This window comes from Butyrivibrio sp. AC2005 (assembly GCF_000424145.1).
GTDB lineage: Bacteria > Bacillota > Clostridia > Lachnospirales > Lachnospiraceae > Butyrivibrio.
Genome location: NZ_KE384142.1, coordinates 36133 through 57304, shown reverse-complemented (window position 1 = coordinate 57304; position 21172 = coordinate 36133). Strand labels below are relative to the sequence as shown.

Genomic DNA, 21172 nt, shown 5'->3' with positions numbered 1-21172 from the left:
GGGGGAAGGCTTTAAATGAGAAGCCTTTCTAATATTGCCTTCCCCTTGGGGGGAAGGTGGCGCGAAGCGCCGGATGAGGGGATTCATCATTCTCCACTTACAGTTGAATTCCCCGCCGTTATATCAATCGTCAGATCAACATAACCTTCCGTCGCCTGTCGCATGAGCACCAGGTGCACTTCCTCGCCGGGTTTTATATTTCTCAATTTGGATATAAAGGTATCATATCCATCTACCTGCTCGTCATTGATCGCAGTTATGATGTCTCCGCTCTGCACACCTGCCAGCATAGCAGGAGAATCCATCTCCGTCCTTGTTACGTAAACACCCTCCGGCAGTTCCTCACTGTCACGAAGAGACTGGGGAACGGTCTGCCCATGAATTCCCAAAAAGCCTCTTGCCTTTTCATTTGACAAATCCTCTATAAGTGCGCGAAGCTCTGTGATTCCGATGGCACAAAGGGTATTAGGCATATTTGAATTATTGTAATTCATATCAATAAAGCCAACTACTGAGCCTGACAGATTTATAATGGCTCCGCTGGCGTTACTGCTTCCGCTCATGTCAGTTGTAAGCAGCATATATTTTGAATCAGGCAGGTCAAGGACAGAATTATCTGAAGTCACAAATCCATAGCAAATAGATCCCTGAATTCCCGTGGGACTTCCGATTGCTATTACAGGCGTACCCGTCACAACTCCGGAGCTTGAGCTTCCGAGGGGAGCTGTCTTTATATTCTCCCTGGTCGTATCATCAACAATCCTGTTTTTTACCGCAAGTATGCTGAGCCCCGTTATGCCATCGCTCATCTTCAGGTAAGCACTTGTAGTACTTCCGTCAAAAAAAGTAACCTGTATTGATTCAGCGTCATCTATCGCAGAAGTCTGGGTAAGTATCAGATACTCAGCGCCGTTATCAGCGACTATAACACCTGAAGTCTGGCCCTCACTCTCGTAGGGGTTATTGATCCAGTTGGTGTCCGAGGTCTTGGATGTTACCGTAACTATGCTCTTTGCAGTATTTGTAGCCACTGTTTTTAAAGAAGCATACATCTCGATGTAATCGGAGGAGTCAAAATGGTAAGAACTCATCTCCTGCTGCATCCTTGATATCTCTGAGGAAGCCATGTCTATAGCAACACTCGCAGCCTCAGCAGCTATGGCGTTATCATCGGCATACATATCCTCAGGCTTCATCTCATCCGTTACGGTCTCCTCTGTCAACGCAATAGGCGCAGGAGATTCCTCTGGATAAAGCTTATTATTGATCACAGGTGAGAGAAAAACGAATGTCAGGCATGCTACCGCACCGAACACCACTGCCAACGTCGTGGTTATCAGTGTCCTTCGTAAGAGCTTTTTCTTATTTATGGGTCGCTGCTTGATTTTTTCCCTCATGAAATCAGCCCTGGCTATAGGACTTTTTTCAGGATCAAGCCTTTCATCTTCAGAACCGTGCTTTTTTTCTTCCATAACTGCCTCTGATAATTACTTTTTCTCTAGCCTATCGATGAATCTTCTAAGTCTCTCCATGGCCTTCTTGAGGTCATCAAGTGAATAAGCGTAGGAGATTCTAAGGAAGCCTTCACCGCAGTCTCCGAATGCATTTCCGGGCACAACCGCAAGCTTCTCCTCCTGAAGAAGTCTTGTGGCAAACTCATCACTTGTCATTCCGAACTTCTTGATGCAGGGGAAAATATAGAACGCTCCAAAGGGCTCAAAGCATGGAAGTCCCATATCCCTGAGCTCGTGGATAAGGTATCTTCTTCTCTGATTGTACTGATCCCTCATCATCTTTACGTCATCATCACCGTTTTTCAGTGCCTCGACTGCAGCGTACTGGCTGGTTGTGGGAGCGCACATTATTGCGAACTGGTGGATCTTGGTCATCTGCTCAATAATTATCTCCGGTCCGCAGGCATATCCCAGTCTCCATCCGGTCATGGCGTAGGCCTTTGAAAAACCGTTGATCAGAATTGTTCTCTCATACATTCCGGGTATTTCCACAATTGAGACATGTTTATCCCTGTATGAAAGCTCGCTGTAAATCTCATCGGATATTACATACAGATCCTTCTCTATGATCACCTTGGCAATGGCCTCAAGATCTGCTTTCTCCATAATCGCCCCTGTCGGGTTGTTGGGAAAAGGCAGCACAAGAATCTTGGTCTTGTCCGTTACGTTATCAAGGATCTCCTGAGCTGTAAGTCTGAACTCATTTTCCTCTTTAAGTTCTATTATTACAGGCTTGGCTCCGGCCAGAATAGCACAGGGCTCGTAGGATACGTAGCTAGGCTGAGGGATAAGTACCTCATCCCCGGGATCTACCATAGCTCTGATAGCAAGGTCAATCGCTTCCGATCCGCCGACAGTAACAAGAACCTGTTTACCCGGTTCGTACTCCACATTCTGTCTTCTTTTCAGATAGTTACAGATTTCAACCTTAAGCTCTAATAATCCTGAATTGGATGTATAAAAAGTACGTCCCTTTTCAAGGGAGTATATGCCCTCATCTCTGATATGCCACGGTGTATCGAAGTCAGGTTCGCCTACACCGAGGGATATTGCACCGTCAATGGTCTTAACAACATCAAAAAATTTACGGATGCCCGAGGGCTTTATGTCTACAATTTTCTCAGATAGCGGATTCCTCATGGCGTAATTTTCTCCCTTGTATCATCATATTTTTTTGTCAGAATTGTTCCGTGCTCCTTGTACTTCTGCAAAATAAAGTGTGTAGAGCAGCTAAGAACAGTATCAAGCGGAGAGAGCTTGTTTGTCACAAAGCTTGCAACCTCCTTAAGACTTTTGCCCTCAAGCATAACCATGAGGTCAAAGCCGCCTGACATTAGATATACACTTGTAACTTCGGGATATTTGTAGATGCGCTCTGCAATGGAATCAAAGCCTATGCCCCTCTGAGGTGTGACCTTGACCTCAATAAGTGCCATTACTTTGTCGATTGAGGTCTTGGACCAGTCGATCATTGTATGGTAACCACAGATGATTCCTTCGTCTTCAAGCGCTCGAAGCTCATTCGCGACGTCTATTTCAGGCTCACCTAAAAGTACCGCCAGCTCGGATACACCTATACGGCTGTTCTTGTCAATTGTGCGAAGTAATTCGTCTCTGTTTACCATTATCTTCTCCTCCAACTCTTTTAATAAAGCAATATTCTACCTATTATACCATAAATCTCACTATTTCATCTGCCTGAGGCTTATCAAGATATCTCACTTCATCATCATTTCTGATAATCCTGTCGTTTTTATCTGTGGTTACTCCTATGACCGTTGCTGCTATACCTTCATTTTCAAGGGCTCTCACAACCGCCTCGCCGTCAGGTGCCAGCAGTAAAAGTGCTCCGCCCGAAACCAACTGATATGGATTTACACCTAAATGATTGGTTATCTCCACAGTCTCCTGTTTTATCGGAATCTTCTTGAGGTCAACCTCAAGGCCGCATTTTGCTCTCTCAGCGATTTCCCACAGAGCTGCAAAAATTCCGCCCATTGAGATATCATGAAGATAATATGCTCCATTCTTAATGGCCACCTCTGCATCTTTTCTTATGGAAATAAGCTCCTTAAAATTCTGTGCCTCTCTGATCATGTAGTCAGGAAGCCTCTCTGAGAGTTTTTCATGGCAGTTTTTCGAAAGGATAGCAGTCCCTTCTATTCCTGCCCATTTTGTCATAACTATGGAAAGTCCATTCCCATTTTCACTTATAGTTAGGACTTCTTTTCCTGTCACATTTACTGTTATAACCGGTCTCTTCACAGCATCCGAGACCTCAGTATGTCCGCCTTCAATGGTTATACCAAGGTCATTTGCCGCGTGTACTACGCTTCTCATTATGTTCTTAAGCTCTGATTCTTCAGCTTCCGCAGGCAGTAAAATGCTAATGACCGCCATTAGCGGAACTCCGCCCATGGCAAATATATTATTGGCTGCATTGTGCATCGCATAATAGCTTGCGTCCTCAGAAGCTATAGTAAATGTAGCTATAGAGGATAGCAGCTTTTGCCCGTTTTCATCTATAGAATAAGCGCAGTCTGATTTTGCAGCTGCGCTTACCTTATTAGAATCACTCTGTATTATCTTTAGTACTGAGCGTTTAAGCACGCTCTCAGTAACTTTTCCGATTCTCATGTATTAATTTGCTCCGTTTGTTCACTCCGCAGGATCGATAGGTGCCGGTACCTCTTCCGGTTCAGGATCGATAGGTGCCGGTGTGTCTCCCTCAGCGGGTGCAGGGGCAGGTGTAGGTTCTGCTGCCGGTGCAGGTGTCTGCTCTGCGGGAGTCTCTGCAGGCGTTTCTGCCGGAGTTTCGGCAGGTGTCTCAGCCGGTGCCTGCTGTGCATCGAGCTGTGCCTGTGCAGATGCAGCCTGAGCTGCTGCCGCTGCCTGTGCTGCCTCAACGTCTCCGCCCTGTGCCGCAACCTGCTGCACTGCTGCAATAGCTCCTGCTACGGCTCTTATCTGGTTGATATCGCCTGTCGCAATCGCTGTAGAAATCTGCGCTGCAGCTGTCGGGTCTGAGGTAGCTGTTCCAACAGTTATGATCCTTGGAACCATCTTATAATTACTGGAGTTGATTACTTCTCTGCTTGATTCTGTGCCATTTTCATAAGTAATCTTCCAGAGCTGTGCCTTATAACCTATATGTGCCGCCTGAGTAGTTACGGATCCGATAGGTGAAGATCCATCAGCTACTATCTGGTCAGCTCCTGCAGGTATTGTCTCAAGTACCTCGCTCTCGAACTCAACCTTGTGAGTAGAAGGTCTTGTCTCAACACCGTAGATTGTAAATGTTATATGCTTATCGCTTGTGGTAACACCTTCTATATAGATAGGATATTCCGTACTGTTGACGAATTTAAAGTTCTTTCCGCCATTCTCAGCAATAGCAGCATCCATAGAAGGATCAACATAGCTGATGATCATGGAGTGGTTATGTCTCTCAGTGACCTCAAGCTCAGCCTTAAGTACTGCGTTGTAAAGTGTAGTGGAAACCTGACAGATACCACCGCCGACACTTTCAACAACTATTCCGTTCAGGTATGATCCTGCAGGGAAATATCCATTTTCCTCTGTAAAAGGTGTAATAGCTCCAAGGACAGAGAACTCCTCACCGGGATATAGCGTTGTTCCGTTTATCAGCTTGCATCCGTTAGCAACGTTGGCACTTCTGGCCTTACCTGATGACGAATAGCTTGTAGTAAATGTACCGAGTACATCTCCTACTCTGCTGAGATCCTCATAGCTTCCCTGAGGTTCATCAACATCCATTTCTACCTGAATTGTGCAATCCTGATGGTTCCACTCGTTCTTAACATAATCCTTTATCTTAGTAAGGGATGCCTGCTCATTCAGAATATATCCTGTCTGACCGTCTGCAACCGTGAATCCGCTCTCAGTTTTTGTAAGTGTGTAATTTTTCTTGGAAACGTTAAAGGGTGCGCAGTCAACATCAAGAACCTGATATATAGCATCATCGTTGAATGAATACTCTATATTAAATCTCTTGGTGCTGTGCTCCAAATCCTTCATAGCTTTGTAGCGCTTAATGATGTTGCCCTCTCTGCAAAGAGCGTAGGCTTCATCCACTACCTCAGTATTTGCCCATCCGAGTCCCAAGTCGGCCATAGTCACAACAACGGTCTGGCTATCCTCCATACCCTTCAGGGTTACGTTCTTTGCTCGCAGCTGCTCAATATACTGATTAACAGCATCAGTTGCCTGCGCAGTTGTCATGCCGGAAACATCAACATCACCAATAAAAACACCTTGATGAATAGTATCTGAAGCTGCCTCTGCTTTGCTTGCCGGAAGAACAAGTGCAAGCGTAAGCGCCATCAGACAAAGAAACATAAATTTTTTCATAAACTTCTCCATTTCGCCACTTTTCTGGCAAATACCGGTGTTATATAATCAAAATGAAAGACTGCTTGCAAGCGGAATGACCAATGCAAGAATCAGCACAGCGATGATTATCGCAGAAATGACCTTTCTGTTTTTACCGGAATTAAAAAATCTTAACATAAGTATACTCCTCATTTTCTGAAAGGATATTATAAATGAGATTACCCGTTTTTACAAGTTTTATCATGATAGTCCTTATCACCAACCTGGCTATCCGCAGGAGCAATGCCAAGGCCCGCAAGGACGAGGAGGATTTCTGGAACAAGGAGCTTAAAGCCAACAGCACCAGAAGAAAAAGCCTCGACTCCCTTAATTACATAACCATTCCCGTGGAGAGGCTCCCCTTTGGAGTCGTGCAAAATAACGACGAGATAGATTATTGTGAAAAGAACATCATGCGCCTTACTGACCAGAAGATTGTCAATTTCACAGGTATAACCAACACGGATCTTAAGCTTGAATACGGCGCCCCAAACATTACACTCCTTACAACCTACGACCAGAACTACACCACTTTGGTGACCATGCTGCAAAAATGGGCGAAGGAACTCAGCGACGCCGGTTTTTATGAAGAAGCCGTCTCCATCCTGGAATTTTCAATTTCCACCAAGTCCGACGTGACCGCTTCCTATAAGCTCCTCTGCGACCTGTATAAAAACAAGCTATCCCTCAGCGACACCGAGATAAAGAAAAAGATTGAGAATATCCTTCCCATCGCAGAATCACTCAACTCGCTCAGCCGGGATAATATAGTTAATATCCTTAATGCATGTTAAAAAGACTTGCCTTAGTGAGGCATAGTTGAAATAAAAAGCCTTCCCCTTAGATGACAAGTGTCTGCAAAGCAGACGGGCGAGGTCTCCCTCGCCCGTCTGTATTTTTATAGTATCGTCGGTCCCTGTCCAATTGAAACCGTATAGAAAGTTGCATCATATCCTATCTTATCACGATAAGCCTTTCCAACCTTCTCCTTGAATTCCTCAACAGCCTCATCCTTTACAATAGAAACGGTACATCCGCCGAATCCGCCACCGGTCATTCTTGAACCGATAACTCCCGGAATCTTCCACGCCTCCTCAGCAAGTGTATCAAGCTCTACTCCTGTAACATCATAATCGTCACGAAGTGAGATATGTGACTGCTTCATGAGTTCGCCGAATTTCTCAAGGTTTCCTTCCTTAAGTGCAGCAACAGCCTCGATTGTGCGCTGGTTCTCGTATACAGCGTGCTTAGCCTTAACTCGTCTGTCGTCATCCTTGATTGCATCCTTGTGAGCCTCGAATTCCTCTTCTGTAAGGTCACCAAGAGTCTTGATGTCAACAACTGCCTGAAGCTCCTCAAGAGCCTTCTCGCAGGCACTTCTTCTATCGTTATATGCTGAATCTGTGAGCTTATGCTTCTTATTGGTGTTGCTGATGATAATTTTGGCACCCTTTAAGCTGATAGGAGCATACTCGAATGATAAGTCCGCAGTATCAAGGAAAATTGCATTTCCTTCCTTACCCATAGCAACAGCAAACTGATCCATGATTCCACAGTTACAGCCGTTGAAGTTGTTTTCAGAGTACTGACCGATAAGTGCAAGATCCTGATTTGTAACATCAAAACCGTAAAGGTCTCTTAAGATAAAACCTGTAAGTACTTCAAGTGATGCTGAAGATGAAAGGCCTGAACCATTAGGAATATTTCCATAAATAATCATGTCAAATCCGGTATCAAGCTTAAAGCCTTTCTTCTCAAAAGCCCATACAACACCAACAGGATATGCTGTCCAGCCTGCGTTTCTTGATGCGTCAAGATCATCAAGAGAAGCCTCGATTACCTTTGCATTGTCAAAATTCATTGAGAAGAAACGCATTTTTCTGTCGCTTCTCTTTGCTGCGGCGCCATAAGTTCCGATTGTCAGTGCGCAGGGGAATACATGGCCTCCGTTGTAGTCTGTGTGCTCACCGATAAGATTAACTCGGCCGGGAGCAAAGTATGCCTTTACGGCATCATTTTTTCCATACTGTTCTTCGAAGCCCTTGAGTACGGCTTCCTTCATGTTCTGTTCCATTTTTTTGTCCTTCCTAAACCCTCATCCGGCACTTCGTGCCACCTTCCCCCAGAGGGGGAAGGCTTTATATTTTTTCTTTCTTTCTTAATCTAATAAGATCAATTCTTAATCTAATAAGATCAATTCTTAGCAGCCTGGAGGAGCTTCTCGCGGAGCTGTACTTCAATCTGGGAAAGCTCTGCCTCTGCATTCCTTCTCTTTTCCTTGCCTTCAGTCTGTATCTTCATAACCTCATCGAGTGTTGAGATCAGTGTCTCGTTAGTGTGCTTCAATGTCTCCATGTCTACGATGCCTCGCTCGGATTCCCTGGCTGCTTCAATTGATGCAACCTTAAGCATATCTGCATTCTTCTTAAGAAGCGCATTTGTCATGTCGTTAACTTCTCTCTCTGCCTTAGCTGCCTGTGCTGAATGCTCGATACCGATGGCGATTACCATCTGGTTTTTCCAAAGAGGAATTGTGTTAACGATTGTTGACTGAATCTTCTCAGCCATTGCTGTGTCTGCACTCTGAACCATACGGATCTGAGGTCCTGTCTGCATGGCAATTGTACGTGTAAGCTCAAGGTCATAGATTTTCTTCTCAAATCTGTCGCAGAGAGATGCCAAATCTTTAGCTGCCTGAGCATCCTCAGGAAGTCCAGACTGCTCTGCCTTCCTCTGAGCTTCAACAAGCTCGGTTGCTCTAACCTGCTCGAGCTTCTTCTTACCTGCAATGATGTACATTGAAAGCTCTTTATAATAGTTGAGATTCAGCTTGTACATATTGTCGAGAGTTGCCACATCCTTCATGAGCTGCATCTGATGTCTCTCAAGCTCATTACTGATTGTCTCAACGTTCTTCTCAACGCTTGTGTATCTCGCCTTTAATGCGGTAACCTTGTTGGCACTCTTCTTGAAAAGAGCCTTAATTCCCTTCTCGTCTTCCTCAACGTCGAAGTTCTTAAGCTCTGTAACAAGTCCGGTAATCATATCTCCGACCTGTCCCATGTCCTTAGTGCGCACATTATCAATGGCTTTTTCTGAAAAATCTGCCATCTTCTTCTGTGTGCCTGCGCCGTAGTTCATGATCCCCTGTGAGTTAGTTAAGTCGATCTGATCTACAAAAGCATCGATCTGCTTCATCTCTTCCGGTGAAAGCTGTGCTTCCTTAGCTGCCTGCTCCACTGTCGGTGCAGGTGCCGCAGCTGCTGCCGCGGGTGCTTCAGCCTCCGCTACAGGTGCATCGAAAGATAATGTCGGTGCCGCATTCTCAAACTCTTTAAACTCGTCTCCCATTTTACTTCCTCCAACTAATTTTTTCTTTTCAAAATGTTCCAAAAAACATACATTTACGACTGTAAATAATTGTTAAAACTTAAGCTCTACTTTTCCGTCACTTGCTGTCTGTGACTGAGGCTGAGCTGCTGCCTGCGCTCCGGGTGCTGCCTGAAAAGCTGTTCCTCCAAACTCAAGTGGCTGAGTAGCCATCTGAGGCTGTGGCTGTGCTGAAAACTGCGGAACAGGCTGCTCACCTGCCTGAATCTTATCAAGGGCATCCTCTGTGAGGCCGTCCTGAGCCATCATTGTTTTCATAACCGAAATATCAGAAGATATATCCCACGCCATATCCTGGAACAGACTATCCAGAAGGTTTTCAAACGCATCGTTTATAACATCGATAGCGTCCTCGATTTCCTTCTTGGTCTGGGTGATGTTAACACCAACCTCGGGCTGTTTATCAAGATCCGCATAAGCCTGTAAAAGCTTTGTGGTGGTGGGCAGATAATACTCCATAAATTTCTTAAGGTCATCCGCACATCCGGGATCCTTTTCAACCTGAGTGAATATCTTCTTCATGATGCCTTCAAGCTTGTATATCTTAGCAGACATCTCATCACCGGGAATTGCGTCATTTAACTGCTGTATCTGTCTGATATACGCGTTTCCTTCGTTTATTACCGCTCTCGCACGGGAATCAGTAGTATTTAAAGCACTGTCAGTCTGTACTCCGCCTGCATTTGCAGCTGCAGCAGCTTTTAGTTTTTCCTGATTCTCAGCAAACTCTCTGTCCTGTCTTGACTTCTCTGCTTGAAGATACTGTGCAAAGGCACGCTCCGAAAGCATAACTGTTGTCTCGTTCTGATCAAGTCTTGCAGTGGGCAGGAAATCCTTTTTCATCATCTTCTTAATATTGGAAAGAACTGTGTCAGAGCGCTCCCCAGCCGCTATTGCCAGGTCGCTTACCGCAAAGTATTCTGCATTTCCAAGAATTTTTCCATATTTATTAAAAATTCTTGCCAGCTTCTTTTCATCTGATCCCGCCTTAATCAGGAGGCCGCACACTGCCGTTATTGCAAGGAAAAGAACTCCCGGCCAGATGCTTGCGTCTATAAGTGCTCCTAAAGCAGCCACTCCCCAGAAGGATGCTCCGACTATTCCGAATACAACTTTTCCCATTCCCTGGTTGTAGCCGACGGTTCTTGTGAAGAATGGTGTTCTTCGTCCCGCACTTGCGTAATTAACAGTTTTAACAGTAGAAGCTTTTCCGCTAAAATTCTGGGAAGGATTGGCTTTTGCTGCCTTAACCGCGTCCTCTATTGAATTTTTCAGCGAGCTGCTAAGGTTGTTGTAGTTGCCCGTCTCGACAGCTTTCTCAACCTCTTTTAATATTTTATTGCTCGCGTTGTAAATCTTGTCATAATCTCCCATAATTTACCATCCGCTCATATATATAATTCAATAAAAATCCACAGTCTTCATTTTATAATAAGATTTTACAAAACACAATGATAGTGCGCACTTCTTACGCGTCTTTAATTCATCTGTTTTGGCAATTTTATGGTATTATGGTACGTGAGGTTTACCTTATAAACAATAAAAAAGAGGGTATTATTATGGACAGACAGAATCTGACACTATTAACCGACCTGTACGAGCTGACAATGATGCAGGGTTACTTCAAAAACAAGTCTCAGAACGAAACAGTTATATTTGATGCTTTTTTCAGAACTAACCCCTTCGGCGGCGGCTATTCCATAATGGCAGGCCTGGAACAGCTTATCCAGTACATCAAGGAGCTGCACTTCGATGAAGAGGATATAAATTATCTTAGAAGCGTTGGCATTTTTGATGAAGAATTCCTTGATTATCTCAGGGATTTCAAGTTCAGCGGAGATATTTATTCTATTCCCGAAGGAACTCTTATTTTTCCCCGCGAGCCCCTTGTAAAGGTTATCGCTCCCATCATGGAGGCTCAGCTTGTTGAGACAGCTATTCTTAATATAATCAATCATCAGTCGCTTATCGCCACAAAGGCTGCGCGTATCTGCTATGCAGCTCAGGGCGACGGTATCATGGAATTTGGCCTGAGGCGCGCTCAGGGTCCTGATGCAGGTACCTATGGCGCAAGAGCTGCTGTTATCGGCGGTTGCGTCGGCACCAGCAATGTGCTCTGCGGTCAGCTTTTTGATATTCCTGTAAAGGGAACACATGCCCACAGCTGGATCATGAGTTTCCCTGATGAATATACAGCTTTCAAGACTTATGCAAAGCTTTATCCTTCAGCCTGCATTCTTCTTGTAGATACTTATGACACCTTGAATTCCGGTGTTCCCAACGCTATTCGCGTTTTTAAGGAGATGAAAGAGGAGGGTATTGATCTTTCCTTCTACGGAATCCGCCTTGACAGCGGTGACCTTGCTTATCTCTCCAAGAAGGCAAGAAAAATGCTTGATGAAGCCGGTTTCCCGGATGCTGTAATTTCCGCATCCAATGACCTTGATGAATATCTTATTTCATCCTTAAAGACTCAGGGTGCCGCAATCACTTCCTGGGGTGTTGGAACCCACCTTATCACAGCTAAGGACAATCCGTCCTTCGGCGGTGTTTACAAGCTTGCAGCCATTAAAGGTGAGGATGGTAACTTCATCCCCAAGATCAAGCTGTCTGAGAACTCTGAGAAGGTTACCAACCCCGGCAACAAGAAGATTTATCGTGTCTACGAGAAGACCAGCGGCAAGATCAAGGCTGATCTTATCTGTCTCGAGAATGAGACCTTTACGGAAGATAAGCAGCTTCTTCTCTTCGATCCGCTTGAGCCCTGGAAAAAGACTTTACTTCCCGCAGGTTCCTTTACTCTTCGTGAGATTATGGTTCCTATCTTCAAAAACGGTGAGTGCGTCTACACTTCACCCAAGACTATGGAGATCAGGGGTTACTGCCTGAAGGAGCAGGATACCCTCTGGGATGAGACAAGACGTCTCTTCAATCCTCATGAGGTGCATGTGGATCTGTCCAAACGCCTGTATGATACAAAGATGAAGCTCCTCGACCAGATGAGCGGCCTCGATATGACAAATGTAGAGAATTAAAAAGGAAGCCATGTGAGCTGCGCTCACATGGCCTTTATTTCATCCCCCTCTGGTGGATGAAACCCAAAAGTCTTACCCTTTATGGGGGCGTAAATCCTAAAGCCTTCCCCTTAGGGAACGGAATCCTAAAGCTTTCCCCTTAGGGAACGGAATCCTAAAGCCTTCCCCTTAGGGAACGGAATCCTAAAGCCTTCCCCTTGGGGGGAAGGTGCCCCGAAGGGGCGGATGAGGGGAACTCTGCCTATTGCTTTCATCTAATGCCTTTTCCTTAGTGATGCCATTTAAGCATTGACCAAAACAGAGAAATAACCAACATCCTACTCGAAAGCGGATAAGAGGACCTTCTCACATATTTCCTTTTATTTACAGGAGTACCATATGCCAAACTCATATAATCCAAATCTAAAAAACAATTCACAAAAGCTCCGCAAAAATATGACAAAGGAAGAACGTCATCTCTGGTATGACTTTTTAAAAACTCTTCCTGTAACCATTAACAGACAAAAAATCGTAGGTCCTTATATACTTGATTTTTACTGTGCGAAGTCAAAAATGGCTATTGAATTGGATGGATCTCAGCACTTTGAACAAGACGGAAAAGCTTCAGATACAGAGCGTGATAATTATTTAAAACAAATGGGAATTGTGGTTTTAAGATATCCTAATAACGAAATTAATAGGCATTTTGAAGCTGTTTGCGAAGATATTGCAAGGCATCTGGGGATAATAAAATAATATTTGATATAAATGTAAATAGTGATAAACATCTATAACATGCATTTTTAATAAGTGTTTTTCATACTCATATATTATATATAAATATATTGTATATATGTATATTTTATATAAGTATTTTTTATATACACATATGTCGTAAACTTCCAGGAAACATATACCGGTTCCCCTCATCCGGCGCTTCGCGCCACCTTCCCCCCAAGGGGAAGGCTTTAAATTGTTGTCTCAAAAAGTGAATTCCACCAAAAAGGCTTTAAAATAAAAGACCATGTGAGCTGCGCTCACATGGTTCCTTTTTTATGGTCGTACGGATGAATTGTCTCAATAGTTCCATCCTCTGCTATATTGAGCTTTGTATACTTTACACATCTTCTGTGGTTTATGCCATTGGACAGTTCGCAGTCATGATAGAAGAGGTACCACTCGCCCTCGATCTCAAGGATTGAATGGTGGGTTGTCCAGCCTATAACAGGCTCCATAATGCGTCCCTTGTAGGTGAAAGGGCCATACGGATTGTCACCCTCTGCGTAGCACAGATAATGTGTTGTTCCTGTAGAATATGAGAAATAGTACTTTCCATTGTACTTGTAGGTCCAGGGATCCTCGAAGTATCTGCGGTCCTCATCTCCTGCAAGAATCGGATTGCCGTTCTCATCAAGAATCTGCACATCTCTGGGCTCTTCCGTGAAGGATTTCATATCCTCACTCATGAGCGCAACCTTAGGGCATACTGCAGGCTCATCCTTCTCAGGTTCTGTTCCGTTAGGATCAAATGTACCGGTTCTGTACTTTTCAAGCTGACCTCCCCAAAGGCCGCCAAAGTATACATAAACCTTGCCATCGTCATCCTTAAAGGAACATGGATCTATACTGAAACTTCCCTCTATACAATTATCCTCGGGCTTAAAAGGTCCCTCGGGCTTATCACTCTCCGCAATACCAAGTCTGAAATTTCCTTCCTTGTCTCTTGCAGGAAAAACAAGATAATATTTGTCGTTCTTATATACTGCATCCGGAGCCCACATCTGGTCTCTAACCCAGGGCACATCGTGCATGCTGAGTGCAACTCCGTGGTCTGTAACCTCTCCTCCGAGCTTATCCATTGAAAGGATGTGATAATCCTCCATCTGGTACTCATCACCGTTATCGTTGTCCTCCCCATCATGAGGCTTGTCATGTGACGGATATACGTATATTTTTCCATCAAACACATGGGCTGAAGGATCAGCTGTAAAAATATGTGTTACTAAAGGCTCTCTTTCTTTACTCATCTCGACTCCTTCCAATATTACTCAGTGAAATAAAGATATCACAGACGCCATATGGTTTTCTTTTCAATAGTTGTTAATACGTTATTAAAAATTGCTTACTATATTTAGAAAAAAGAATACAACTTTACAATCATATACAACTTTAAGCCCATAAATTGTGGATTTTTAACAACTTGTATATTTTTATGCGCAATAATTTAATGTTTAAGAGCAATTTTTGATAGTCATTTGAGCACCTTTTTATAATAAAATAATCCATATAGTTACCAAAAATTGCTAACGCAATTTTTGAGAAGAAACTTGATGTTAGTTTTTACTGAAATTGTTGCCGAGGATAAGCCTATGATAGAAACTTTAAACGGACTTGTAGAAACAGTTAATTTTAAACAGAGCACCTCATTAAAACTTTACTACAATGATGAATACGAGGACTATCCGCCCCACTGGCATGCTGCTATCGAGATAATCATGCCCATAGACAATCTGTATTATCTCAACTGCGCCGGCGAGGATGTTGTTCTTCGCGAAGGTGACATTATTATTATATGTCCGGGCTGCATTCATTCGATTAAGGCTCCCGAGGTTGGAGAGCGCATCATTTTCCAGCCTGATACTACTGAGCTCAGATTCATGAATGAGATAGAGAGCCTTATAAACATCATGTCCCCTTACATCGTGGTCACACCTGAGGATTATCCTGAGGTTCATGATCATGCCCAGGCACTCCTGCTTGAGATTAACGAGATTTATAAAAAGAACAACTCCTTTTCAGAAGTTGATATCTTCTGTAAGCTGTTGGAGTTCTTATCATGCATCGGAAAAAATTACGTAAGCACAAGAACTGCTTCCGACTCATCCGATTATTCAAGAGGCGATGAGTATTTTGAGAAATTCATTGAGATCTGCGATTATCTTCAGGAACATTGCTCCGAGGATTTGAGCCTTGATGATATTGCCGACAGAAGCGGTTTTAGTAAGTTTTATTTTTCAAGGAGATTTAAGCAGTTTACCAACGTTTCATTTTATAAATATGTAAACCAGAAACGTATTGCCAAGGCAGAGACTTATCTTACGGATCCTCGCAATTCTGTTACGGATGTTGCATTAAACTGCGGGTTCCCGTCACTCTCTTCCTTTATCAGAATGTTCAAGATAATCAAGGGATGTACACCGACAGAATTCAGAAATATGTACTGGTGCCCGAAGTAAAAACTTAAATATGATTATTATTCAAATTTCTGCACTAATCAAAAATTCAAATTAATTTAAAACGATCCTGTGATGGACACACGCAAGGCGAAACCAGGCTACCTTACAACACATGAGAGATTCCGCTTAGTGCTGCTTCGTTCCCGACCTGACACGGTTCGCAGGCTCTCATTGCATAAGACCCGATCCCGCACGAGCGTGCACCCGTCACAAGACCGTCATTTGTTTATAATACGCAGAAGTGGGCAGATTGTCAACCGGAATCTATAGCCCCTCAAAATCAAACGCAGGAATAAAGCTCTCGGTATCCGTTCCCTCACCCTGGAAAAATCCATTCTCGATACCCAAATCAATCGCATAATCTATCAGAGCCTCATAATCATCCGGGTTAATCCCTTTCAATAGTTCAGGATAAAGAGACAAATCTCCAAGGGGAGTAAACTGGTTCATAATGCTCAGAAAAACTCTGTCCCCATATCTATTAATCAGCTCCGAAACAATCTTCTTAGAATCATCAAGCTGTCCCGGTAGCATAAGGTGTCTGATAATAACCCCCTTTGCCATAAGCGGGCCTGCATAATCATCAGAGTCTCCGGGGATATCCTCGATAATGCGGTTATATTCCTTCGCATCCAACAATTTCCCCTGTGTATTATCACAAACCACGGTATCATTTATCTGTTCCGTTGTTATAAGCTTAGGCTTGTCAACCTGCTCCGGCCTCATAAACCGTGGCTTGTCAACCTGCTTTGGTCTTATAAACCGTGGCTTGTCAACCTGCTTTGGTCTTATAAACCTTGGCTCACCGACCTGCCTTAGCATCTCATCAATCGCACTTATCGCAATGTCAAAATACCCCGGTGCATTGCTATAGCGAAGTGAAATCTCCTCGGAATAATATTTGCAATCAGGCAGATATATGTCCACCAGTCCGTCCATCATCCTTAAGGTATCAATATTTTCATAGGCGCTTGTGTTATAGACCACAGGAATGAAAAGTCCCTGCCCCTTTGCTCTCTCCAAAGCCGGCACAATAAGCGGAACAAAGTGCGTCGGCGTCACTAGATTGATATTTGAAGCGCCCTTTTCCTGAAGTTCAAAAAAAATCTCAGATAACCGCTCCAAGGATATCTCTCTTGAAACATCACCCAAGGCGATCTCTGAGTTCTGACAAAAAACACAGTGCATATTACAGCCTGAAAAAAACACTGTTCCGGAGCCATTCATTCCCGAAATACACGGTTCCTCCCAGGCGTGGAGATATGCCCTCGCAGCTGTCAAATGCGCAGGTTGCCTGCAGTATCCAAGCTCTCCCCGGGTTCTATCCACACCGCATTTTCTAGGGCATATCCTACAATTTTCTAAATATATTTTTCCCTGTCTATCTATTTCCAAAATAATCTACCTTCTGATTCATCATAGATTACTATTTTCGTTCGCTTCTTTTTCCGCTTCAGCAAGCTTTCTTGCTTCCTTTTCCGCTTTATTTCTCTTTCGAAGATCATTAAAAAATTCCTTTAAAATATCGCTGCAGTCGGTCTCAAGTACTCCCCTTGTCACATCAACCTGATGGTTAAACTCCGGATTCTCCAGGATATTCAGTACTGTTCCGCCACATCCCGCCTTGGGACTTGATGCCCCCATAACAACTCGTGGTATCCTCGACTGAACTATCGCACCCGCACACATCTGACAGGGCTCGAGTGTCACATAGAGTGTGCAGTCCTCAAGTCTCCAGTCACCGATTTTCTTACAGGCCTTTTTTATCGCTGTGATCTCTGCATGACAAAGCACGGATTTATCTGTATTTCTGCGGTTATATCCCCTGCCGATAATTTTTCCTTCGTACACAATGACACAGCCAATTGGAACCTCTCCCAGCTCTATGGCCTTCCGCGCCTGTTTCAGAGCGGCCTTCATGTACTTTTCATTAATCTTCTCTTCGTCTGTCTTTGTTTTTAATTCCGGGTAATTTCTCATAATATATTAAAACTGATTTGAATCCACATATTTCATGTAATTCAGAACCATGAGCGCAATCTTAAAGGTCAGCGCCTCATCAAAGGTTCTGATATCAAGGCCTGTCGCCTTTTCCAGCTTCTCTATTCTGTACACAAGAGTATTTCTGTGAACGAAAAGCTGTCTTGAAGTCTCGGATACATTAAGGTTATTTTCAAAGAATTTATTAATTGTATTCAAAGTCTCTTCATCCAGATTTTCCGGTACTTCGCGGTCACCGAATATCTCATCTATGAAAATTCTGCAAAGGCTTATGGGAAGCTGATAAATGAGTCTTCCGATGCCCAGTGTATTATAGGCAATCACGTGCTTTTCAGCATAGAATATTTTTCCTACATCCAGTGCCATCTTAGCTTCCTTGTAGGATTTACTGAGGTCCTTGATTTCTCCGACAATTGTTCCGAACGAAACACGGACGTCAAGCATGGCCTCTGTATTCATCATGTCCACAATTGTTGTGGCAATTCCCGCAATATCCTCATATGTCTCACCGGCTTTAAGCGACTTGATCAGTATCACACTTGACTCATCAACAGCTGTGACGTAATCACCAGTCTGTGAGGTATACATGCTTCCAAGGAGCTCCGCAGCGCCGCTGTCTCTCTCAGCCCTCGTCTCAACAAGGATTATTACTCTGGGAACATTTACATCTATACGAAGTTTTTTTGCACGGTTGTAAATATCAATAAGGAGCAGGTTATCAAGAAGAAGGTTCTGGAAAAAGTTATTCCTGTCATATTTTTCCTTATAAGCCACTATAAGATTCTGAAGCTGGCTTACACAGATTTTTCCTACCATATATGCATCCTCTCCCTGCCCTGAAGCAAGAAGGATGTATACTAGTTCACCCTCATCTAATATTTTCAAAAGATGTACACCACTTATAACCTGAGATTCAACAGGCGACTCAGCAAAACCCGCTATAAACTCTGTGTCAAAAAAAGGAACATCTGCCGTCGTAGCAACAGTTCTTCCCTTTAAATCCATGACACTGAGTTGCACTCTTGTAATGGCTGAAAGCTCATCAATGCTATTTTGTATAATCTGCGCTGTTATCATCTAATCCGCCTCCATCATGTTTTGGGTTATTTATGAATACATAATAAGCTAAAAAAAAGGGAGATGCAATGCATCTCCCCTTGAGAAATCTTATTAGTTTGTGATAACCTTCTCTGTCTCTTTGTCAAATACGTGAATCTTCTCAACATCGAATGCGAACTTAACCTTATCGCCAGGACGAGCTGTTGTACGAGAATCAACTCGTGCTGTTACAGGGAAGCCTGCAAGATCGAAGTACAGATAAACTTCTGCACCAAGAAGCTCGTATACGTTGATTGTTGACTCAAATACTGCCTTAGATGTGCTAACAACCATCTCAGAATCATCAACATCCTCAGGACGGATACCGAATGTTACAGTCTTTCCAGCGTAACCACCCTCGATAACCTTCTTAGCCTTTGCCGGAGGAAGCTCGATTGACTGACCAGCAATCTTGAGGCTAGCCTTGTCGCCAGATACTTCAACTTCTGCATCAAGGAAGTTCATCTGAGGTGATCCCATGAATCCTGCAACGAAGAGGTTTGTGGGCTTGTCATAAAGGTTCTGAGGTGTATCAACCTGCTGAACAACACCATCCTTCATAACTACGATTCTTGTACCAAGTGTCATAGCCTCTGTCTGGTCATGTGTAACGTAGATGATTGTGGTACCAAGTCTCTGGTGAAGCTTAGCGATCTCAGTTCTCATCTGTACACGGAGCTTAGCATCAAGGTTTGAAAGAGGCTCATCCATAAGGAATACCTTAGGATTACGAACGATAGCACGACCCATAGCAACACGCTGTCTCTGACCACCGGAAAGAGCCTTCGGCTTACGATCAAGAAGGTTTGTAAGATCAAGGATCTTAGCTGCATCCTTAACCATCTTGTCGATCTCAGCCTTCGGAACCTTACGAAGCTTAAGACCGAATGCCATGTTATCATATACTGTCATATGAGGATACAGAGCGTAGTTCTGGAATACCATCGCGATATCTCTGTCCTTAGGCTCTACATCGTTAACTACGCGATCACCAATCTTAAGTGTACCTGAAGAAATATCTTCAAGACCAGCGATCATACGAAGTGTTGTTGACTTACCACATCCTGAAGGTCCAACGAAGATGATGAACTCCTTGTCCTGAATATCAAGATTGAAATTCTTAACAGCTTCAAAACCGTTAGGATAAACTTTGCAAACATTTTCAAGTGTTAAACTTGCCATTTTTATTTTCCTCCTCTTATACTGGCAAACTAGGATACCGAGTACCCTCAATACCGTTTTTCACGATATAAAAAGTATAGCCAAAGCGATTTGCTTTGGCTATGTGGCGATTAAACAAAGATTTCGGTAATCGTTGTATAAATTGCTTATTAATATTTTCTTTATAAATTCTTTAGGAAAGTTTGCACAAATTTTATGAATTCTTGTGTGCAAATTGTCCCCTCATCCGGTCCTTCGGACCACCTTCCCCCCAAGGGGAAGGCTTTATATTCGTTAATTGCTTTGCCTTCCCACCTAGAGAGAGGCTTTATATTCATTATTTGTTTCGCCTTCCCACCTAGAGAGAGGCTTTATATTCATTATTTGTTTCGCCTTCCCACCTAGAGAGAGGCTTTATATTCATTATTTGTTTCGCCTTCCCACCTAGAGAGAGGCTTTATATTCATTATTTGTTTCGCCTTCCCACCTAGAGAGAGGCTTTATATTCATTAACTGTTTTGCCTTCCCCTTGGGGGGAAGGTGTCGCGAAGCGACGGATGAGGGGATCACTTCTTATCCCTCGCCTCCTGCATACGCTTGATCGCTGCCTGGAGCTCTTCGTCGTCATCGTCAGTGCGAACCTCTTCGCCGTCATCAAATCCCTCAACCTGAGGCTCAAACTTCTTGAAAAGTCCGTTGTACAAAAGTGCCATAAGGTACGCAGGACCTGTAATACCAAACATAATAAGTATAGGAATAATCCTCATATCAAAGAAGTACAAAAGCACAAGCGGAATAGCTGAAACAATTGCCATTGCCACTGTTCTGGGAAGTCCGAGAATTGAGAACATGCACGCATTTTTGAGTGTGTTCTTTATAGGATTCTCAAATCTGGCCTGAAGCGGGAATATATAAAGTGAAATCATGTAAAGGATAAGTGTGATTCCAAGCATTATATATGTATAGATTGGCGGAAGTACTGTCGCATTGGCTTTTACCCACAAAAAGTCAACTCCGATAATTCCTGCAAGTGCCATGATAATTATCCAAATGATTGTCGCCTGCTTGAAGTTAAGCTTAAAGGATTTCCAAAACCCCTTTACCACATATGTCTCTTCATTCCTTACCATTTTCAGAAGAACATAATGCATTCCTGTAAGTGCTGCGCCGCCGGTAAACGGAACGATTACAAAAAACAAAACAACCAAATTTAAAATCATAAGATCGGCAACTCTGTTAAGAGCTCTTATGAAAGGACTATCTAAATCAAATAATTTTCCCATAACAATATTACTCCTTAAAAATAGAAAAAAAACGCTCAAGCACTACTATACCATGCTTGAGCGTTAATTGCATTTCAATTTTA

The 21172-nt window shown here is 43.4% G+C and carries 18 protein-coding genes and 1 other RNA gene; 4 read left to right on the top strand and 15 right to left on the bottom strand.

All coding sequences use genetic code 11. The features are described 5' to 3' along the window. Positions 1-86: 86 nt before the first annotated feature. Genes G602_RS0124075 through G602_RS28315 form a run of 5 tightly spaced genes read right to left on the bottom strand, consistent with a single transcriptional unit; the run spans position 87 to position 5885 of the window. On the bottom strand, positions 87-1472 hold the full coding sequence (locus G602_RS0124075; protein ID WP_026661310.1) for a S1C family serine protease: 1386 nt from the start codon (positions 1470-1472) through the stop codon (positions 87-89). Between the two features lie 15 nt (positions 1473-1487). Next, the gene (locus G602_RS0124070; RefSeq protein ID WP_026661309.1) at positions 1488-2654 is read right to left on the bottom strand and encodes an aminotransferase class I/II-fold pyridoxal phosphate-dependent enzyme; all 1167 of its coding nucleotides are present in this window, start codon (positions 2652-2654) and stop codon (positions 1488-1490) included. Continuing rightward, positions 2651-3139 (bottom strand): Lrp/AsnC family transcriptional regulator, encoded by a 489-nt coding sequence (locus tag G602_RS0124065; RefSeq protein WP_044933562.1) that lies wholly within the window; start codon positions 3137-3139, stop codon positions 2651-2653. Before G602_RS0124065 ends, G602_RS0124070 begins: the two co-directional genes overlap by 4 nt. Before the next feature lie 43 nt (positions 3140-3182). Further along, positions 3183-4151 (bottom strand): AIR synthase-related protein, encoded by a 969-nt coding sequence (locus G602_RS0124060; protein ID WP_026661307.1) that lies wholly within the window; start codon positions 4149-4151, stop codon positions 3183-3185. Positions 4152-4172: 21 nt separating this feature from the next. Then, the gene (locus G602_RS28315; protein ID WP_081676158.1) at positions 4173-5885 is read right to left on the bottom strand and encodes a VanW family protein; all 1713 of its coding nucleotides are present in this window, start codon (positions 5883-5885) and stop codon (positions 4173-4175) included. Positions 5886-6079: 194 nt separating this feature from the next. On the opposite strand from G602_RS28315, the gene G602_RS0124045 reads away from it, so the two are divergent. Further along, on the top strand, positions 6080-6700 hold the full coding sequence (locus tag G602_RS0124045; protein WP_026661306.1) for a hypothetical protein: 621 nt from the start codon (positions 6080-6082) through the stop codon (positions 6698-6700). A 104-nt stretch (positions 6701-6804) separates the two neighbouring features. Here the strand turns inward: G602_RS0124045 and G602_RS0124040 are convergent, their stop codons facing one another. The 3 genes from G602_RS0124040 to G602_RS29610 form a co-directional block, all read right to left on the bottom strand. After that, on the bottom strand, positions 6805-7968 hold the full coding sequence (locus G602_RS0124040; RefSeq protein ID WP_026661305.1) for a galactokinase: 1164 nt from the start codon (positions 7966-7968) through the stop codon (positions 6805-6807). A gap of 131 nt (positions 7969-8099) precedes the next feature. After that, the gene (locus tag G602_RS0124035) at positions 8100-9257 is read right to left on the bottom strand and encodes a toxic anion resistance protein (RefSeq protein ID WP_026661304.1); all 1158 of its coding nucleotides are present in this window, start codon (positions 9255-9257) and stop codon (positions 8100-8102) included. A 72-nt stretch (positions 9258-9329) separates the two neighbouring features. Then, positions 9330-10670 carry a 5-bromo-4-chloroindolyl phosphate hydrolysis family protein gene (locus G602_RS29610; RefSeq protein ID WP_049945456.1) on the bottom strand — a complete coding sequence of 447 codons (1341 nt, stop codon included), beginning with the start codon at positions 10668-10670 and terminating at the stop codon, positions 9330-9332. Between the two features lie 185 nt (positions 10671-10855). Between G602_RS29610 and G602_RS0124025 the strand changes: the two genes are divergently transcribed. Together G602_RS0124025 and G602_RS0124020 are read left to right on the top strand one after the other, a co-directional pair. Then, positions 10856-12331, top strand: a complete 1476-nt coding sequence (locus G602_RS0124025) for a nicotinate phosphoribosyltransferase (RefSeq protein WP_026661303.1) — start codon at positions 10856-10858, stop codon at positions 12329-12331. A gap of 378 nt (positions 12332-12709) precedes the next feature. Further along, on the top strand, positions 12710-13066 hold the full coding sequence (locus G602_RS0124020; protein ID WP_026661302.1) for an endonuclease domain-containing protein: 357 nt from the start codon (positions 12710-12712) through the stop codon (positions 13064-13066). 281 nt (positions 13067-13347) lie between these two features. Here G602_RS0124020 and G602_RS0124015 read toward each other — a convergent pair whose 3' ends face one another. After that, positions 13348-14337, bottom strand: coding sequence for a glycoside hydrolase family 43 protein (locus tag G602_RS0124015; protein WP_044933560.1), 990 nt, complete (start codon positions 14335-14337; stop codon positions 13348-13350). A 303-nt stretch (positions 14338-14640) separates the two neighbouring features. On the opposite strand from G602_RS0124015, the gene G602_RS0124010 reads away from it, so the two are divergent. After that, positions 14641-15546, top strand: a complete 906-nt coding sequence (locus G602_RS0124010) for an AraC family transcriptional regulator (RefSeq protein ID WP_242835715.1) — start codon at positions 14641-14643, stop codon at positions 15544-15546. A gap of 88 nt (positions 15547-15634) precedes the next feature. On the opposite strand, the gene ffs is transcribed toward G602_RS0124010, so the two are convergent. The 6 genes from ffs to G602_RS28300 all read right to left on the bottom strand — a co-directional run bounded on the left by ffs (position 15635) and on the right by G602_RS28300 (position 21089). Continuing rightward, positions 15635-15734: signal recognition particle sRNA small type (ffs, locus tag G602_RS30055), an RNA gene on the bottom strand. 76 nt (positions 15735-15810) lie between these two features. Next, on the bottom strand, positions 15811-16941 hold the full coding sequence (locus tag G602_RS31660) for a radical SAM protein (protein WP_242835714.1): 1131 nt from the start codon (positions 16939-16941) through the stop codon (positions 15811-15813). A gap of 21 nt (positions 16942-16962) precedes the next feature. Further along, on the bottom strand, positions 16963-17526 hold the full coding sequence (tadA, locus tag G602_RS28305) for a tRNA adenosine(34) deaminase TadA (RefSeq protein ID WP_044933558.1): 564 nt from the start codon (positions 17524-17526) through the stop codon (positions 16963-16965). Between the two features lie 6 nt (positions 17527-17532). Then, a complete protein-coding gene (locus tag G602_RS0123995; protein ID WP_026661298.1) occupies positions 17533-18624 on the bottom strand; it encodes a PucR family transcriptional regulator in 1092 nt (363 codons plus the stop codon). A 93-nt stretch (positions 18625-18717) separates the two neighbouring features. Beyond that, complete coding sequence (locus G602_RS0123990) at positions 18718-19827, bottom strand: ABC transporter ATP-binding protein (RefSeq protein ID WP_026661297.1); 1110 nt, start codon at positions 19825-19827, stop codon at positions 18718-18720. A gap of 545 nt (positions 19828-20372) precedes the next feature. Beyond that, positions 20373-21089, bottom strand: coding sequence for a YesL family protein (locus tag G602_RS28300; protein WP_044933556.1), 717 nt, complete (start codon positions 21087-21089; stop codon positions 20373-20375). Positions 21090-21172 lie beyond the last annotated feature (83 nt).

Bases quoted from the DNA above. Each gene is read 5' to 3' on its own strand.
- G602_RS0124075 (WP_026661310.1), bottom strand. From the start codon at position 1,472: ATGGAAGAAAAAAAGCACGGTTCTGAAGATGAAAGGCTTGATCCTGAA.
- G602_RS0124070 (WP_026661309.1), bottom strand. From the start codon at position 2,654: ATGAGGAATCCGCTATCTGAGAAAATTGTAGACATAAAGCCCTCGGGC.
- G602_RS0124065 (WP_044933562.1), bottom strand. From the start codon at position 3,139: ATGGTAAACAGAGACGAATTACTTCGCACAATTGACAAGAACAGCCGT.
- G602_RS0124060 (WP_026661307.1), bottom strand. From the start codon at position 4,151: ATGAGAATCGGAAAAGTTACTGAGAGCGTGCTTAAACGCTCAGTACTA.
- G602_RS28315 (WP_081676158.1), bottom strand. From the start codon at position 5,885: ATGAAAAAATTTATGTTTCTTTGTCTGATGGCGCTTACGCTTGCACTT.
- G602_RS0124045 (WP_026661306.1), top strand. From the start codon at position 6,080: ATGAGATTACCCGTTTTTACAAGTTTTATCATGATAGTCCTTATCACC.
- G602_RS0124040 (WP_026661305.1), bottom strand. From the start codon at position 7,968: ATGAAGGAAGCCGTACTCAAGGGCTTCGAAGAACAGTATGGAAAAAAT.
- G602_RS0124035 (WP_026661304.1), bottom strand. From the start codon at position 9,257: ATGGGAGACGAGTTTAAAGAGTTTGAGAATGCGGCACCGACATTATCT.
- G602_RS29610 (WP_049945456.1), bottom strand. From the start codon at position 10,670: ATGGGAGATTATGACAAGATTTACAACGCGAGCAATAAAATATTAAAA.
- G602_RS0124025 (WP_026661303.1), top strand. From the start codon at position 10,856: ATGGACAGACAGAATCTGACACTATTAACCGACCTGTACGAGCTGACA.
- G602_RS0124020 (WP_026661302.1), top strand. From the start codon at position 12,710: ATGCCAAACTCATATAATCCAAATCTAAAAAACAATTCACAAAAGCTC.
- G602_RS0124015 (WP_044933560.1), bottom strand. From the start codon at position 14,337: ATGAGTAAAGAAAGAGAGCCTTTAGTAACACATATTTTTACAGCTGAT.
- G602_RS0124010 (WP_242835715.1), top strand. From the start codon at position 14,641: ATGTTAGTTTTTACTGAAATTGTTGCCGAGGATAAGCCTATGATAGAA.
- tadA (WP_044933558.1), bottom strand. From the start codon at position 17,526: ATGAGAAATTACCCGGAATTAAAAACAAAGACAGACGAAGAGAAGATT.
- G602_RS0123995 (WP_026661298.1), bottom strand. From the start codon at position 18,624: ATGATAACAGCGCAGATTATACAAAATAGCATTGATGAGCTTTCAGCC.
- G602_RS0123990 (WP_026661297.1), bottom strand. From the start codon at position 19,827: ATGGCAAGTTTAACACTTGAAAATGTTTGCAAAGTTTATCCTAACGGT.
- G602_RS28300 (WP_044933556.1), bottom strand. From the start codon at position 21,089: ATGGGAAAATTATTTGATTTAGATAGTCCTTTCATAAGAGCTCTTAAC.